Raw genomic sequence first — 16258 nt, 5'->3', positions numbered from 1 at the left:
AAGAAGCCGAACAGGGCTCTACCCCAACGCGTACTCGGCTTCCGGCGTGTAGGTGGGCTGGTCCTTGCCGAGAAAAGAGCTGAACAGCGTGACATTATCCGCGCGGATGGGCACCGAGCGGTACAGATTATGCGCCTGCACGAAGCTGCTCAGTTGCGGCGTCACCGGCATGTCCATGCGTGCCAGCGTGACGTGCGGCGTATAGCGGCGGCGGTCCGGCGCCAGCCCGACGCGGCCCAAGGCGGTCTCGACCTTGCTTTGTAGCCGGCCCAAATCGGCATTGCGCTCGACCCCGACCCAGAGCGAGGAGACCCGCCCGGCCTTCTCGAACCAGCCCAGTCCGGAGAGCGAGAAGGCGAAGCTCCGGCCGCGCAGGGTCGCCAGCGCCAGATCGATCTCCTCCGCCTGCAGCCGGCTGGCCTCGCCGATGAAGCGCAAGGTCAGGTGGAAATTATCCGTGGGAACCCATCGGGCGCCAGGAATGCTGCAGGAGAGATCGCTGAGCTCTTCCTTGACCTCCCAGGGAAGGTCGAGAGCAACAAAAAGGCGCATGGTCGGCCACCTCTCAGTTCAGCGTCGAGACTCGTCGACATAGCAATTCTGCGCCAACGGCTTTCCCGGGGTCAATGATTATATCGGCGCGGTTGCTCGGTTGAGCCAGTCCTGTACTGCCGGTTGCGCCGCAAGATGCGGGGAGAGCGTTGCGCGCACCCGCTCGTGATAGGCGTTCAGCCAGGTCCGCGCCGCGGGCTCGAGCTGCGCCGGGTCGATCAGCGCGCGGTCGAACGGCGCCAGGGTCAGGGTCTCGAAGCGCAGGAATGTCTTGCGCGCATCGGGGAAGTCGGCCTCCTGGACCAGCAGCAGATTCTCCAGGCGGATGCCATAGGCGCCGGGAAGATAGAGGCCGGGCTCGTCGGAGAGGATCATGCCCGGCCGCAGCGGCACCGGTTTTGCCGCGCGGGAAATGCCGGCCGGCCCTTCGTGCACGGACAGATAGGCGCCCACGCCATGCCCGGTGCCGTGGTCGTAATCCAGCCCGAGTTGCCAGAGCGCCTGGCGCGCGAAGGCGTCCAGATGCGGCCCCGCCACGCCTTCGGGGAAGACCAGCATTGCCACGGCGATATGCCCGGCCAGCACCCGCGTCACATGCGTTTTCACCTCTTCCGGCGCCGGGCCGGGGCCGGTCCAGAGCGTGCGGGTGATGTCGGTGGTGCCGTCCAGATATTGTCCGCCGCTATCGATCAGATACAGCTCGTTGGGGCGGATCGGCCGGTTGCTCTCCGGCGTGACACGATAATGGATGATCGCGCCATGTTCCCCGGCGCCGGATATCGCCGGAAAACTCTCGCCCCGGAAATCCGCCTCTTTGGCCCGTTCCGCGAGCAGCCGGGCGGCGGCGGACATTTCCGTTTCCTCGCCCGACGCCAAGGCTTCCGCTGCCCAGGCGAGGAAGCGCACCATCGCCGCGCCGTCGCGCACATGCGCGGCGCGGGCGCCGTCTTGTTCCACGCGGTTTTTGGTCGCGCGCGGCAGCGAAACCGGGTCCGCCCCCGCGCTGACGATGGCGCCGGCTTCGGTCAGCGTGGTTTTGAACCAGACCGGTTGCGTCGCCGGATCGTAGCGCACGGTTTTGCCCGCCAGGGCCCGCAACGCGGCGGGCAGCGCGCCGCGCTCGGCCAGTTCCACCCCGGCCCCGAGAAAAGTGCGGGTCTCGGCCGGCAGTTTTTCACCCGCCATGAACAGGCTGGCGGTGCCGTCGGCGAACAGCAGCGCATAGCCGAGCGCGATCGGCGTGAATTCCACATCCGTGCCGCGGATGTTGAACAGCCAGGCCAGGGACGCCGGATCGGAGAGAATCGCCGCATCCTCTTTCGCCTCCCGCAGCACAGCCGCCAGCCGGGCGCGCTTCGCGGCGGAGGGCTCGCCGGCATAGGAATCGGGGTGCGGCACTGCCGGGCCCATCGGCGGGGCCGGGCGGTCGGCCCAGATCTCGTCCAGCGGGTTGCTCTCCACCGGCACCATCTCGGCGCCGGCGAAACGCGCCAGCCCATCGGCGCTGATCAGCATGGGGTCGTAGCCGATGCGCCGCCCCGCCGCCTGGGTTTTCAGCCATTCTTCCGGCTTCTGCTCGATGAGGTGCAGCCGCTCCCACAGCGCGCCATCGGTCTGCTCTTCGAGCTGCAGCGTATAGCGGCCGTCCGACCACACGGCCGCGTGGTCCGCCAGCACGATGGCCAGGCCCGCACTGCCCGTGAAACCGGTGATGTAGGCCAGGCGCTCGGCCGAGGCCGGCACATATTCCCCGAGATGCTCGTCAGCGCGGGGGATCAGAAACCCGTCCAGCCCGTGCCGGGTGAGGGAAGCACGCAAGGCGGCGAGGCGGTGGTTATGTTCCAATGTCATGAAGGGCCCCCTTGTTATGCGTCGCGCGCGACTCTGTCCTGGCGGCTTCCACCGACCAAAATCGTTTCAATCGGCCTATATACCGCATTGCAGCAAAGCGGCCGGTCCATTCCGAAGCGGCCATCCTTTGCCGACAAACAGGTGTGTGTCATGTCGTTCAATATCTCCAACCCCTCCTCTCTGAGCAAGCCGTTGCGCGCCGTGCAACCGAAGGCGGCGCAACGCCGGTCTCTGCTCGAGCGTTTCCAGGCATGGCGCGCCACGCGCGCTGCCGAAGCCGAGCTGTGGGCCCTCTCGGATCGCGACCTTAAGGATGTCGGGCTGACTCGCCACGATATCCATGCCGCGGTGCGCGGCCAGGCGGCGCGCTAACAAGGAAGGAAGAAAGCAAGCGCTACTTTTTGTGAACAAAAAGTAGTTTTTTGTCAGTTTGGGCCGTGCTGGTTTCAACGCCACCGGCCCAGCGTCAAAAAAGTTTTTGCGCCGCTTTTTTCAAAAAGCGGCTGCTTACTTGCTTACTTTCGCAATATCAAAATCGACCACGCGCCGTCGGTGAGGCGGCGCTCCAGCCGCAGCCCGGCGCGGCGATGCGCCGAGACCACCCAGTTCACCTGCGTCGTCAGCAGCCCGGCGAGGATGGCGCCACCGCCCGGCGCCAGGCTGGCCGCGAGCTGGTGCGCCATCGCGCAGAGCGGGCGGGCCAGGATGTTGGCGAACACCAGATCGTAGGGCGCGCGGCGCGCGATGCGCCGGTCCGCCCAGCCATCGGCGCGGATGGCCTGCACCAGGGGCGCGACGCCGTTGAGTTTCGCGTTGGCATTGGCCACCCGCGCCGCGCGCGGGTCGATGTCGCTCGCCAGCACGCTGCGGTGCATCAGCTTGGCGGCGGCGATGGCGAGAATGCCCGAGCCGGTGCCGAGATCGAGGATGCGCTGCGGCCGGTGCCGCTTGGCGATGCGCTCCAGCGCCACCAGGCAGCCGCGCGTGGAATTATGCTCGCCGGTGCCGAAGGCGAGCCCGGCATCGAGCGTGAGGGTGATCCGCCCGGGCAGGTCCGGCGCGGCGATATGCGTGCCGCGCACCACGAAGCGTTCGCCGATCTGCTGTTCCGGAAACGCCGCCTTGGTGCGGGCCAGCCAGCCGCCCACCGGCACCAGGGAGCGGGCGATTTCCGGCGCCTGTCCGGTGAGCATTTCCGCGACCAGCAAGGCCGAGGCCAGTTCGGCCTCGAACGCGCCGCGCTCTTTCACCCCCTGGATGTTCCAGATGTCGCGTTCCTCGTCCTGATGGAAAAACGACACCGCGCGGCACACCGAGCCGAGCGCGGCCTCGAAATGGTCGAGCGCCTCGCCCGGCACCGTAAGGGAAATGCAGTCCAGCTCTTCAGACATCATGGCGCTCCACGAACCGGTCGAGCACGCGCTTCTCGCCGGAGGTCTCGAAATCGATATCCAAGCGGTCGTCATCGACCGCGATGACCCGGCCATAGCCGAATTTCTGGTGGAACACGCGCGCCCCCACCGGGATCTTGTCGGTCCGCGCCGGGCGCGCCGGCGTGTCCCATATATCGGCCTCGCGCACGCGCCGCGCCTGCAGCGGAAAACTGGGCGGGGCGGCCAGGCGGGCGGACTGGTTCATCGCCGCCGAGCCGGTTCGCGTGACCACGTGATCGGGTAATTCCTCGATAAAACGGCTGGGGATGCTGGACTGCCAGTTGGCGTAGATGCGGCGGTTGGCGGCGTGGCTGATGATCGCCCGCCGGCGCGCCCGCGTGATGCCCACATAGGCGAGCCGCCGCTCCTCCTCGAGGCTCTTGTTGCCGCCTTCATCCAGCGCGCGCTGGTTGGGGAACACGCCTTCCTCCCAGCCGGGGAGGAAGACGATGTCGAATTCGAGCCCTTTCGCGCCGTGCAGCGTCATCATCGAGAGCTTGGCGTCGTCGTCGCGCTCTTCGTTTTCCATCACCAGCGAGACATGGTCGAGGAATCCCTGCAGTGCCTCGAAATCCGCCAAAGCGCGCACGAGTTCCTTGAGGTTTTCAAGCCGCCCCGGCGCCTCGGGCGATTTGTCGGCCTTCCACATGTCGATATAGCCGGATTCATCGAGCAGCGTTTCCAGCGCGACCACGTGCCCCTCGCGCCCCAGAATGTCGCGCCAATGCGTGAAATGGCTGAGAAGCTCGCGCAGCGACTCCCGCACTTTCCCGCGCAATCCGCCCCCCTGCAGCAATTTTTCCGTCGCGGCATACAGCGAAAGCTGATCGGCGCGCGCTTGTTCATGCAGGAGGCGCAGCGCGCTCTCGCCGACGCCGCGCTTCGGCGTGTTGACGATGCGCTCGAATGCCAGATCGTCCGAGGGCTGCGCCAGGACGCGCAGATAGGCGATGGCGTCGCGAATTTCCGCGCGCTCGTAAAAGCGCAGGCCGCCGATGATGCGATAGGGGATGCCGAGCGTGATCATGCGCTCTTCGAAGGCCCGGGTCTGAAAACCGGCGCGGACCAGGATCGCCATTTCCGCCAGGGATTCGCCCGCGCGCCGGTAGGATTCCACCCGGCTGCCGACCATTCTGGCCTCTTCCTCGGAATCCCAGAGCGCCACCACCTCGACATTGTCGCCGTCGGCATCGTTGCGCCCGGAATGCAGGGTCTTGCCGAGCCGCCCCTCGTTATGGGCGATCAGGTGCGAAGCGGCGGTGAGAATCGGCGCGGTGGAGCGGTAATTCGCCTCCAGCCGCACGATTTTCGCGCCGGGAAAATCCCGTTCGAATTTCAGGATGTTCTCGATTTCCGCGCCGCGCCAGGAATAGATGCTCTGGTCGTCGTCGCCGACGCAGCAGATATTCTTGTGCCCCTGTGCCAGCAGCCGCAGCCAGTAATACTGCACCAGGTTGGTGTCCTGGTATTCGTCCACCAGAATATAGCGGAACATCTTGTGATAGGTGGCGAGCACCTCGGCGTCGGTCTTCAGCAGGTGAACGCAGAGCAGCAGCAGGTCACCGAAATCCACGGCGTTCAGCGCTTTCAAACGCGCCTGATACGCGGCATACAGATCCTCGGCGCGGCCATTGGCAAAGTCGCTGCTCTCGGCTGCGGGAATCTCCGTGGGCATGAAGCCCTTGTCTTTCCAGCGCTGGATCTGCGCCATCAGCGCATTCGGCGGCCAGCGTTTGGCATCGATCCGGGCCGTTTCCATCACCTGCTTGAGCAGCCGCAACTGGTCGTCGGAATCGAGGATCGAAAAATTGCTCTGCAGCCCCACCCGGTCGGCGAAGCGGCGCAGCATGCGCGCGCAGAGCGCGTGGAACGTGCCGAGCCACAGCCCTTCCGCCGGCTGACCGAGGATCCGCCCGACGCGCTCGCGCATTTCGCGCGCCGCCTTGTTGGTAAAAGTGACGGTGAGGATCTGGTTGGGGAACGCCTTGTGGCTGAGCAGGATATGGGCGAAGCGCGTGGTCAGCACGCGGGTCTTGCCGGTGCCGGCGCCGGCCAGGACCAGCACCGGGCCTTCGGTCGCTTCCACCGCCTCACGCTGCGCCTGATTCAGGCTGTCGAGATAACCGCTCATATCTTGTGCCGGGCTTACGCCGCCACGCTCCCGGTCACGGGTTTCACGCCGAGAATCCGGGCGATGGCATAGACCAGGTCCGGCCGGTTCAAGGTGTAGAAATGGAATTCGTCGATGCCGTTGGCCTGCAGGATCCGCACCTGCTCGGCGGCGGTGGCGGCGGCGACCATGCGGCGGGTCTCCGCATCGTCGTCGAGCCCCTCGAACAGGGCTTCCATCCATTTCGGCACATTGGTGCCGCACGCGGTGCAGAATTTTGCGGCCTGGGTGAAATTGGTGACCGGCATGATCCCCGGCACGATCGGCGCCGTGATGCCGGCGGACGCGGCGCGGTCGAGGAAGCGCAGGAAATTATCGTTGTCGAAGAACACCTGGCTGATCGCCCGGGTCGCCCCGGCATCGAGCTTGCGCTTCAGATTGTCGAGATCCTGCTCGGGGCTTAGCGCCTGGGGATGAGTCTCAGGGTAGGCGGCGACGGTGATCTCGAAATCCGCGATGCGCTTCAGCCCGGCGACGAGATCGACGGCGTAATCATACCCGCCGGGGTGCGGCGCGTAAGCCTGGCCGGATGGCGGGTCGCCGCGCAGCGCGACGATATGTTTCACGCCCGCGTCCCAATAACGGCGTGCCACCGCATCCACCTCGTCTCGCGTGGCGCCGACGCAGGTAAGGTGCGCGGCGGGGGTGAGGTCGGTCTCCTGCACCAGGCGCAGCACGGTGGCGTGGGTGCGCTCCTGCGTGCTGCCGCCGGCGCCGTAGGTCACGGACACGAAACGCGGCTTCAGCGTCGCCAGCCGTTCGACACAGGCCCAGAGCTGCGCCTCCAGCGCCGGGGATTTCGGTGGGAAGAACTCAAAGGAAATCTGCGGCGCCGACGCGCTTTCCCGGGCCGGCAGCGGCGCGATGCGTGCGCCGGCCACCCAGCGTGCCAGGGTGTCGCGTTTCGGGGAATGGGTCATCATCAGCTCCGTAGGGGATCTTTGGTGGCAGCACTGGCGGCTTTTCGCAAGGGGGAGAGATGCACGCCATAAGACTTGCTGTGGTCGGGGAATCACGCCAAACGCGAACATGAACAAGCCCGGTTGAACCCGGGTTCATGAACCTCAAATATTACCTCGCACGCCCAGTCGTGTGCGCGCGACAGAGGAGGCCTATTAACGTGCGGTTGCAAACGATGAATGACCAATTGGCGGCGCGAGCCAAACAAATGTGCCGCCTGGCGGCTCCGGCCCTCTTTCTGGCCATCGCGCTTTCCGGCTGCGCGCACGCCCCGCCGAAAACCGATGCCGCGGGCTACGAGGCGTATCAGGCGCAGAACGACCCGATCGAGCCGACCAACCGCTTCTTTTACGCGGTGAACGACCGGATCGACCGTTATGCGTTCAAGCCGGTCGCGCAGGGCTATGTGGCCATCACCACCCAGGGCATCCGCAACCATGTCGGGTATTTCGTCGGTAATATCGGCGAGCCCGCGCGCATGGTGAATTTCATGTTCGAGGGCAAGTCGCGCGACGCCGGCACGTCGCTGGTGCGTTTCGTGCTCAATTCCACGATCGGCATCGGCGGCATTTTCGATCCGGCCGCAGCACTCGGCTATAAGGAACTGGACACCGATTTCGGCCTGACGCTCGCCATATGGGGCGTGCCCGCCGGCCCGTATGTGTATCTGCCGGTGTTCGGCCCGTCCGGCGCGCGCGATATGCTGAACATCCCGGTGGAGTTCTACGCGACGCCGATGGTGCTGGCGCCCGAGAGCACCGCGCTCAACGATTTCGGCTGGGCCCAGAGCGGGCTGCATCTGATCAACACCAGGGCCGAATATCTCCAGCCGATCGACCAGATCCGCGCCACCGCGCTCGATCCCTATGCCACGTTCCGCAGCCTGTACCGGCAGTCGCGGGCGTCGCAATTGCAGGAAATCGACCGGCGCAATGTGCTGACGCCGCCCGACTGGGTGCGGCGCCCCGCCGCGCCGTAGGGCATTCATTCACATGCGATGAACGCTCCACGCCTGCTTGTGGGTGAGCAATTTCATGCGTTTCGCCGGAGCCCGCCGATTCCGGCGCAACGCATATTGCTCTGAATTCCGATCAGCTAAAGGATGCAATTCATGTATTTCCGTCGCTTTATTCTGGGTACTGTCGCCGCCATGCCGCTGCTCGCCGCGATGGCGGGTGCCGCGCATGCACAGGCGGTCTCCGCCGATGCTGCCAAGGCATTCATCCGGCAATCTGGCCAGCAGCTGCAGGGCATCATCAACGGCTCGGCCACCCAGGCGCAGAAAGCCGACCAGCTGCGCCAGCTGGTCAACCAGATCGTTGCCGTCGACCAGGTCGGCGATTACGTGCTCGGCCGTTACCTGAACGTGATGACGCCGCAGCAGCACGGGCAGTTCCAGAACCTGTTCCACCAGCTTCTGTCCTACAACATCACGTACCAGATCAAAGCCTATCAGGGCGTTAGTTTCATCGTGAACAGCGCTGCCCAGCAGGGCAATGACATGGTGGTGAACACCACGGTCACGAGCCCCGGCAAGCAACCCGCGGATGTCGGCTGGGCGGTCGATGAGATCGACGGCAGCCCGAAAATCGTCGACGTGATCGTCGCCGGCACCTCGCTGCGCATCACCACCCGCAACGATTACAGCAGTGTGATCGTCGGCCATGGCGGCCAGGTCTCCGCGCTGCTGAACGCCATGCAGGGGCAGATCACCCGCATCGCTAACGCGCAGTAAGGAAGGAAGCAGGCGCTTTTTGAAAAAAGCGCCGCAAAAACTTTTGTTTACGCTAGGCCATGGGCGTTGTCGGCGACAACGCCCATGGCCCGCATAAAACCAAAGTTTTTTGCTACTTTTTGTTCACAAAAAGTAGCGCTTTCCTTGTCTTTCTTGCCTCAGGCCATATCGCTTTCGGCGAAAATCTTCGTCACGTCGCCCTTCCAGGCGCCTTCATAGCGTTGCAGCCACATTTCCGCCTGGGTTGGCCCGCCGGCGGCGATGTCCTGCAGCGGTGCCAGGTACATGCTTTCATCCGCGCCCGCCGCGTTGCGCCGGGCGCGGTTTTTCAGGCCGTCTGCGGCGATGGCGACCGCCTCGCGCGCCAGGTCGCGCAGGGTGCCGGCGCCAAAGCGCGTATGGATGCCGGTGGCCGGCACGGCGCCGCGCAGGGCGATGATCTGCTCATAGGACAGGGATTTGACCAAAGTCGCCGCCGCCGCGAGCGCGGCTTGGTCGTAGTAGATGCCGGTCCAGAAGGCCGATTGCGCGAGCATCATGTCCGGCCGTCCGGAATCGGCGCCGCGCGTCTCGATATAGCGTTTCAGCCGCACGTCCGGAAACGCCGTGGTGCTGTGATCGGCGAAATCCCCCAGCGTCGCGACTTCGCCCGACAGCGCGTCGAGGCGGCCGGCCATGAAATCGCGGAACGAGGCACCGGCCACGTCATGATACACGCCGTCGCGGTAGACGAAGTACATCGGCACGTCGAGCAGCCATTCGGCATAGGCCTCGAAGCCGAACCCGTCGGCGAAAATCATTGCCGGAATGCCGGAGCGGGCGTTGTCGGTATCGGTCCAGACCTGCGCGCGGTTGGAGAGCAGCCCGTTCGGCTTGCCCTCATAGAAGGGCGAATTGGCGAACAGGGCGGTCGCCAGCGGTTGCAACGCGGCGCCGACGCGCATTTTCGCCACCATGTCGGCTTCCGACGAGAAATCGAGATTGACCTGCACCGTGCAGGTGCGGAACATCATATCCAGTCCGCGCGTGCCGACCTTGGGCATGTATTGGCGCATGATCTTGTAGCGGCCCTTCGGCATCGTGGGCATGTCCTCGCGCCGCGCCAGCGGGTGGAAGCCGAGCGGCGCGAAGCCGAGGCCCAGCCGCGGGGCGACGGTCCGCAGCCGCGCCACGTGCGCGTCCAGTTCCGCCTTGGTCTCATGCAGTGTGGCGAGGGGTGCGCCGGAGAGCTCGAACTGCCCGCCCGGCTCCAGCGACAGCGAGGCGCGCCCGCGTTTCAGGCCGATCGTGTTGCCGCGGTCGAGAATCGGCTCCCAGCCCTCTTCTTGCCCGATCGCGGTGAGCAGATCGCGGATGCCGCCCGGTTCGTCATAGGTCGGGGGCAGGAGGTCGCTGTGGTGAAAGCCGAACGCCTCGTGCTCGGTGCCGATCGTAAAGCTTTCGGCGGGTTTCGCGCCGGCCGCCAGATACGCCGCGAGGTCGCGGGCATCGGTGATCGTCGTGACGTCGGCGTCTCCAGGGTTGGACAAATTCCACTCCTCTCTATGAATCTGATGCGAGGAGCAGCGCGAGCCCGGCGATGGCGGCGGTTTCCGCCCGCAGGATACGGCGCCCAAGCGACACGCGGCTAACAATGGGTATGGCTGCGATACCTTCAAGCTCGGCATCGGTAAAGCCGCCCTCCGGGCCGACCAGCAGCGCGCTGGGCTGGGCTGGGCCGGGCGCGGGGGCGAGCACCGGGGCGGTGCGGCGTTCATCGGCCACGTAGAGACGGCGCTGCGGCCAGGACGCCATCAATCTGGGCAAGGGCAGCGGGGCGCGGATTTCCGGCACCACCAGCCGCTCGCATTGCTCGGCCGCCTCCATGGCGATGGCGCGGAGCCGTTCCAGGTTCACATGGTCGGCCTGCGTGCGCGCGGTGACCACCGGTTGGATCACCGAAGCGCCAAGTTCGGTCGCCTTCTCCACCACGAGGTCGGTCTTCTGTCGTTTCAGCAGGGCGAAGCACAGCCAGCAATCGGGTTCGCGCTCAGGCGCCCTGGTCTGGTGTCGCACGTTCAGCACGGCCTGCTTGCGCGAGATCTGCGCGATTTCAGCCTGCCATTCCCCCGCCACGCCATTGAACAGGCGCAGCGTGTCGCCCGGCTGCAGCCGCATGACGTTGCCAAGATAATGCGACTGTGCCGCTTCCAGGGGCACTTCCGTGCTCTCCATCAGCGGAGTGTTGACGAATAAGCGAATTGACGTGGCACTCATGCCGGGCACATTACCATCCATGGACGGATTTACCGATATACGCGTGCGTGGCTGGGTTCGGCACTTGCCGGAACGGCTGATCCCCTATGCGCTGCTGGCGCGTTTCGACCGGCCGATCGGTGCCTGGCTGCTGTTCCTGCCGGGGCTGTGGGCGATCGCCCTGGCGGGGTCTGACATTGTGATGGGGCTTTGGCTGGCGCTGCTGTTTGCCGTCGGTTCGGTGGTGATGCGTGGCGCCGGCTGCGTGGTGAACGATCTGTGGGACCGCAAGATGGATGCGCGGGTGGAGCGCACGCGCGGCCGGCCGCTCGCTTCCGGCCAGTTGCAGCCGCGCCAGGCGTTGGTGTTCCTCGCCATCCTTTGCCTGATCGGGCTGGTGATCCTGCTGCGGCTGGACACGCAGGCGCGAATCCTCGGCGTGCTGAGCCTGGTGCCGGTGGCGCTGTACCCGCTTGCCAAGCGTGTTACCTGGTGGCCGCAAATTGTGCTCGGCGTGGTATTCGGCTGGGGGGCGCTGATGGGCTATGCCGCTGCCGGCGCCCTGGCCTGGCCGGCGGTGCCGCTCTACCTCGCCACGATTCTCTGGATCATCGGTTACGATACGATCTATGCGCACCAGGACCGGGAGGACGATGCGCTGATCGGCGTGAAATCCACGGCCAGGCTGTTCGAGACCAATACCAAGAGCCTGCTCGTCGTCTGCTATACGGGCACCATTCTGCTTCTGGCGTTGGCGATGGGCATGCAGGGGCTCGGCCTTGGTGGGCTGCTGGCGCTGCTGCTGCCGGCGATGTTGCTGGCGCGGCAGGTCACGCAACTCGATGTGAACAATCCGCGTCGCTGCCTGGCTTTGTTCAAGTCCAACCGCGAGGTCGGGCTGGCCGTGACGGTCGCCATGCTTATCGGGCAGTTTTAGGAAGAAAGAAGCCGCTTTTTTGAAAAAAGCGGCGCAAAAAACTTTTATTTACGCTGGGCCTGAGGCGTTGAAACCGCATGGGCCCAAAGTAAACAAAGTTTTTTTGCTTCTTTTTGTTCACAAAAAGAAGCGCTTTCTTCCTTGTCCTGGAGCCTGTTGATTTTACAGGGCGATTGCGTAGATTCGCCCCACCGGGGTGCCCGCGTTTTGCGAGCTGAGATCATACCCGCCGAACCTGCCTGGGTAATGCCAGCGAAGGAAGGCTGTTCAAACCATGAAATTCGACCGCCGTTCATTTCTGGCTGCCGCGGCGACCAGTTTGGCCGCGCCCGCCGCGTTCGCGCAGAGCGCCGCGCCCAAAGAGAAATTCACCGTCATTCTCGACTGGTTCGTGAATCCGGACCATGCGCCTTTGTTCGCCGCCCGCTATAGCGGCGCCTTCGACCGCGCCGGGTTGGACGTGGTTCTGGTGCCGCCCACCGACCCCGACCTGCCGCCGCGCCTGCTCGCCGCCGGCAAGGCCGATGCCGCGCTCAGCTATCAGACCCAGCTTTATCTGCTGGTCGACCAGGGCCTGCCTTTGCGCCGCACCGGCACGCTGATCGACAAGCCGCTGAACACGCTCACCGCGCTCGGGCGCAGCGGCATCACGAAACTGGCCGATCTCAAGGGGCGGAAAATCGGCTACTCGGTGGCCGGCGTGGAAGAGGCGCTGATCGGCACGATGCTGCGCCATGCCGGGCTCGGCCTTTCGGACGTGACGCTGGTGAACGTCAATTTCGAGCTGGTCACGGCGCTGATGTCGAACGAGGTGGACGCGGTGATCGGCACGTACCGCACCTATGAGGACATCCAGCTCGCCCAGGCCGGGCTGCGGCCGGTGATTTTCCTGCCCGAGGATTACGGCGTGCCGCCCTCCGACGAGCTGATCCTGCTCTCCAACACATCGGGCCTCGCCAATCCCGCGCTGCCGAAATTTCTCGCTGCCCTGAAGCAAGGCGCGAATTATCTGGCGCAGCACCCGGATGAGATGCTGGCGCGCTTCCTGAAGGACAATCCGAACCTGAACGACAAGCTCGACATCGCCTCCTGGAAGGCGCTGCCCGGTTCCTTCGCGCAGGACCCAGCCCATCTCGACGCCGCGCGCTACACCACCTACCGCGACTTCATGGTGCGGGAGAAACTGATCAAGACATCCCTGCCGCTCGAAGATTACGCGGTGCAGATCAAGGTCTAGAGCATGATTGATCCAAGGCAATCATGCTCCAGACTATTTTTGGGCGAGCAATTTCATGCGTTTACCTGGAACCTTTCGGTTCTAGTTAAACGCATATTGCTCTGAACATGACCCCGCCGGGCATCGCGGTCGAAAATCTGGCCCTGCGCTATGCCGGGGCCAGCGTGTTCGAAAATCTCAGCTTTCAGGTGGCGCCCGGCCAGTTCGTGGTGCTTCTGGGGCCGAGCGGCGTGGGCAAAAGCAGCCTGCTGCGCGTCATCGCCGGGCTGGAGAGCCCGGCCGCGGGTTCGGTGCGGGCGAGCGACGGCGCAAAACTCGCCGGCCGCGTCGCCTATATGGGCCAGCAGGATCTGTTGTTCCCCTGGGCGCGGGTGCTGGACAATGTGATGCTCGGCGCCCGGCTGCGCGGTGAAGCCCCGGACCCGGCGCGGGCCCGGGAGTTGCTGGCGCGGGTCGGGCTGCAGGGGCGGGAAGGGGCCTTGCCGGCCGAATTGTCGGGCGGCATGCGCCAGCGCGCGGCTTTGGCCCGCACGCTTTATGAACGGCGGCCGATCGTGCTGATGGACGAGCCGTTCTCGGCGCTGGATGCGCTGACCCGCGCGCGCATCCAGGATCTGGCGGCGGAATTGCTGGCGGGCAGCACCACCTTGCTCATCACCCACGACCCGCTGGAGGCCTGCCGCCTCGGCCACCATCTCATCGTGCTCTCCGGCCAGCCGGCGCGGCTGGGTGCGCCGATCGCGGTGCCCGGCACACCGCCGCGGGCGCCGGACGATGCCGCCCTGTTGCAAACGCAGGGAAGGTTGCTGCGGCTCTTGAGCGAAATGGCATGAATTTGCTCCGCCCCCTGGTCACGTTTCTGGGCTTCCTGGCGGTCTGGTGGGCGCTCACGCGGTTCACCGCCTTGCCCGCCTTCATGCTGCCGGCGCCGGCGGATGTGGGGCAGGCGCTCTGGCAGCAGCGCGACCTGCTGGTCTCGAACGCGCTGACGACGCTTACCGAAATCCTGCTCGGCCTGCTGTTCGGCACGCTGTTCGGCGGGCTTGCGGCCATCGCCATCGTCGCCTCGCCGGTATTGCAACGCTGGCTGATGCCGGTGCTGGTGGTCAGCCAGGCGATCCCGGTCTTTGCCCTGGCGCCGCTGCTGGTGCTGTGGCTCGGCTTCGGCATCGCCTCGAAAGTGGTGATGGCAGTGCTGGTGATCTTTTTTCCCGTCACCGCGAATTTCGCCGACGGGCTGCGCCGCACCGATCCCGGCTGGCTCGACCTGGCCCGCACCATGAACGCCAGCCCCTGGGCGATGCTGCGCCATGTGCGCCTGCCCGCGGCACTTCCGGCCTTCGCGTCCGGCCTGCGCGTGGCCACCGCCGTCGCGCCGATCGGTGCGATCATCGGCGAATGGGTCGGCGCCTCATCCGGCCTCGGCTTCGTGATGATCAACGCCAACGCGCGGATCGAGACGAACGTGATGTTCGCTGCCCTGTTCATCCTCGCGGTGATGGCGGTGGCGCTCTATGTCCTGGTCGACCAGGCGCTGCGGCGCTTGCTCCGCTGGTCACCTGAGTCCACGGGGCTAAGCTAAGCGAAGAAAGAGGCCGCTTTTTAAAAAAAGCGGCGCAAAAATTTTTGTTATGCTGGGCCATGGGCTGTGTCGCGGACAACGCCCATGCCCCAGTTTAACAAAGTTTTTTTGCTACTTTTTGTTCACAAAAAGTAGCGCTTCCTTCGCTTGCCTTACAGAGCCGCGCCGGAGCCGTCGCCGGGTGCTTGCTGCGGCGGTGCGGTTTCCAGGTGCGACCAGTCGACCGGCGGCAGGCTGCCGATTTTTTGGCCGTTCACCATCACCGCGCCATTGCCGTAGGTGGCCTTGAAGGTGAGGGTCTGGCCGCCCTGCGGCGTGCTGGAGAGGTAGGGCGACAGCCGGGCCTCCATGGCGTGCACCGTGTCCTGTACCTGTGGGTAGGCGGCGACGATGGCGGCGGCGAACGCGTCCAGATGGTCGGCGAGGAGGGTCGCATGGCCTTTCGGCTGCACCTGGGCGTCGAAAGCCATGTCGCCGGCGGCGTGCAGCGTGCTGGGGCCGACCGCGAGGTCGATGGTGCCGGCGCCGGTGCCGCCGTGCGCCGCCCAGTCATGCAGCGCCTGTGCGACGATTCGCGTGCGGCCGTCGGAATCATCCGCGGGCACGGCTTTGTAGCGTGCCGCGAGCGCGGCCCAGTCCGCCGGTTCCGGCCCGTCGATATTCAGGTTCCAGCCCAGATGCGCGACGCGGCCATCGAAGGGGATCGAGGCGAGCCGCGTGAGCAGTGGCGAGACGGCCATGCCGTCCACGGCGCCGCTGCTGGTGAACGCGCTCTGCCCGGCGCCGGCCTGGCGGTTGAAAATGTTGTGCGTCTGGTAGGAGTCGGCGTGCAGCACCATCAGGCTGCCGCTGCTGGCCAGCAGGTCGATATTCCGCGCTTTCGTGTCCATGGCGGAGAAGGGGGCCGGTTCCCGCCGCAGCAGGGCGGAGAGATCCAGCCGCTCGGTTTGCGCGATGGACCCGAAGGTCAAAACGAAATCGCCGTGGTCAGCGCTGATATTGATGCGGTTCGGCAGAACGAAATGCAGCAGAAGCGGCGCCGTGGCGTCGATCTCCATGGCGAAGGCCGGCAGGGTGACGACCAGCGGCGCGGCGGCGGGGCTGGGCTGCACGACCACCCGCAGATTGTTCACCGTGAGCATGGCGACGAGTGGCGAGCCGCTCGGCTCGATGCTGTCATAGCTGACCTGCACATCGCCCCCCGAGGACAGGCCTTTCGCCCACTGCGTGAAGCCGTTCTCCAACTCCCGCTGGGCGAACCACCACAGCCCGAGCCAGGCGGCCACCACGACAATGACGACCGCGGCCAAGGGTTTGATGATAGCCCGCATGAAATATGTCTCCGTTCGGCCTGATGAACCAGCAATCGCTTAGTGTATGGTTGATGTAAAGCGATGGGGCGCTCAGCAAAAGTAAGTGGCCGCTTTTTGAAAAAAGCGGCGCAAAAACTTTTATTTATGCTGGGGCATGGGCTGTGTCGGCGACAACGCCCCTGGCCCAGAATAACAAAGTTTTTTTGCTACTTTTTGTTCACAAAAAGTAGCCTTCCCTTTCTTCCCTTTCTTC

General features: G+C 65.1%; 15 protein-coding genes. 7 read left to right on the top strand and 8 right to left on the bottom strand.

Annotated elements, in window-relative coordinates:
* Positions 1 to 18 precede the first annotated feature (18 nt).
* Both thpR and VNC39_RS04305 read right to left on the bottom strand, forming a co-directional pair.
* Entirely contained in the window at positions 19 to 552 is a 534-nt protein-coding gene (gene thpR / locus VNC39_RS04310; protein ID WP_325396530.1) for an RNA 2',3'-cyclic phosphodiesterase, read from the bottom strand.
* Positions 553 to 630: 78 nt separating this feature from the next.
* Positions 631 to 2403: an aminopeptidase P family protein gene (locus VNC39_RS04305; RefSeq protein WP_325396528.1), complete on the bottom strand. Its 1773-nt coding sequence runs from the start codon at positions 2401 to 2403 to the stop codon at positions 631 to 633.
* Positions 2404 to 2553: 150 nt separating this feature from the next.
* Between VNC39_RS04305 and VNC39_RS04300 the strand changes: the two genes are divergently transcribed.
* Positions 2554 to 2775: a DUF1127 domain-containing protein gene (locus VNC39_RS04300; RefSeq protein ID WP_325396526.1), complete on the top strand. Its 222-nt coding sequence runs from the start codon at positions 2554 to 2556 to the stop codon at positions 2773 to 2775.
* Between the two features lie 143 nt (positions 2776 to 2918).
* Here the strand turns inward: VNC39_RS04300 and VNC39_RS04295 are convergent, their stop codons facing one another.
* Genes VNC39_RS04295 through metF form a run of 3 tightly spaced genes read right to left on the bottom strand, consistent with a single transcriptional unit; the run spans position 2919 to position 6926 of the window.
* On the bottom strand, positions 2919 to 3797 hold the full coding sequence (locus tag VNC39_RS04295) for a 50S ribosomal protein L11 methyltransferase (protein ID WP_408840161.1): 879 nt from the start codon (positions 3795 to 3797) through the stop codon (positions 2919 to 2921).
* Complete coding sequence (locus VNC39_RS04290) at positions 3787 to 5967, bottom strand: ATP-dependent helicase (RefSeq protein ID WP_325396524.1); 2181 nt, start codon at positions 5965 to 5967, stop codon at positions 3787 to 3789. The genes VNC39_RS04295 and VNC39_RS04290 overlap by 11 nt, the downstream gene beginning before the upstream one ends.
* Positions 5968 to 5981: 14 nt before the next feature.
* The gene (gene metF, locus VNC39_RS04285) at positions 5982 to 6926 is read right to left on the bottom strand and encodes a methylenetetrahydrofolate reductase [NAD(P)H] (protein ID WP_325396532.1); all 945 of its coding nucleotides are present in this window, start codon (positions 6924 to 6926) and stop codon (positions 5982 to 5984) included.
* A 215-nt stretch (positions 6927 to 7141) separates the two neighbouring features.
* On the opposite strand from metF, the gene VNC39_RS04280 reads away from it, so the two are divergent.
* Both VNC39_RS04280 and VNC39_RS04275 read left to right on the top strand, forming a co-directional pair.
* Positions 7142 to 7945 (top strand): MlaA family lipoprotein, encoded by an 804-nt coding sequence (locus VNC39_RS04280; protein WP_325396522.1) that lies wholly within the window; start codon positions 7142 to 7144, stop codon positions 7943 to 7945.
* Between the two features lie 132 nt (positions 7946 to 8077).
* Complete coding sequence (locus VNC39_RS04275; protein ID WP_325396520.1) at positions 8078 to 8701, top strand: MlaC/ttg2D family ABC transporter substrate-binding protein; 624 nt, start codon at positions 8078 to 8080, stop codon at positions 8699 to 8701.
* Between the two features lie 158 nt (positions 8702 to 8859).
* On the opposite strand, the gene VNC39_RS04270 is transcribed toward VNC39_RS04275, so the two are convergent.
* Together VNC39_RS04270 and VNC39_RS04265 are read right to left on the bottom strand one after the other, a co-directional pair.
* A complete protein-coding gene (locus tag VNC39_RS04270) occupies positions 8860 to 10230 on the bottom strand; it encodes a glutamate--cysteine ligase (protein WP_325396518.1) in 1371 nt (456 codons plus the stop codon).
* Between the two features lie 13 nt (positions 10231 to 10243).
* On the bottom strand, positions 10244 to 10957 hold the full coding sequence (locus VNC39_RS04265; RefSeq protein WP_325396516.1) for a 16S rRNA (uracil(1498)-N(3))-methyltransferase: 714 nt from the start codon (positions 10955 to 10957) through the stop codon (positions 10244 to 10246).
* Positions 10958 to 10976: 19 nt separating this feature from the next.
* Here VNC39_RS04265 and ubiA point away from each other — a divergent pair, with 19 nt between their 5' ends.
* The 4 genes from ubiA to VNC39_RS04245 all read left to right on the top strand — a co-directional run bounded on the left by ubiA (position 10977) and on the right by VNC39_RS04245 (position 14692).
* Positions 10977 to 11873 carry a 4-hydroxybenzoate octaprenyltransferase gene (gene ubiA / locus VNC39_RS04260; protein ID WP_325396514.1) on the top strand — a complete coding sequence of 299 codons (897 nt, stop codon included), beginning with the start codon at positions 10977 to 10979 and terminating at the stop codon, positions 11871 to 11873.
* A gap of 274 nt (positions 11874 to 12147) precedes the next feature.
* Complete coding sequence (locus tag VNC39_RS04255; protein WP_325396512.1) at positions 12148 to 13110, top strand: ABC transporter substrate-binding protein; 963 nt, start codon at positions 12148 to 12150, stop codon at positions 13108 to 13110.
* Positions 13111 to 13217: 107 nt separating this feature from the next.
* Entirely contained in the window at positions 13218 to 13943 is a 726-nt protein-coding gene (locus tag VNC39_RS04250) for an ABC transporter ATP-binding protein (protein ID WP_325396510.1), read from the top strand.
* Positions 13940 to 14692: an ABC transporter permease gene (locus VNC39_RS04245; protein ID WP_325396508.1), complete on the top strand. Its 753-nt coding sequence runs from the start codon at positions 13940 to 13942 to the stop codon at positions 14690 to 14692. The genes VNC39_RS04250 and VNC39_RS04245 overlap by 4 nt, the downstream gene beginning before the upstream one ends.
* A gap of 152 nt (positions 14693 to 14844) precedes the next feature.
* On the opposite strand, the gene VNC39_RS04240 is transcribed toward VNC39_RS04245, so the two are convergent.
* Entirely contained in the window at positions 14845 to 16023 is a 1179-nt protein-coding gene (locus VNC39_RS04240) for a DUF2125 domain-containing protein (protein WP_325396506.1), read from the bottom strand.
* Positions 16024 to 16258 lie beyond the last annotated feature (235 nt).

Origin of the sequence: Acidocella sp., assembly GCF_035535915.1 — a bacterium.
In the GTDB taxonomy this organism is placed as follows: domain Bacteria; phylum Pseudomonadota; class Alphaproteobacteria; order Acetobacterales; family Acetobacteraceae; genus Acidocella.
Note: the sequence above shows the minus strand (reverse complement) of the source record. Positions and strands in the feature narration are given on the sequence as shown.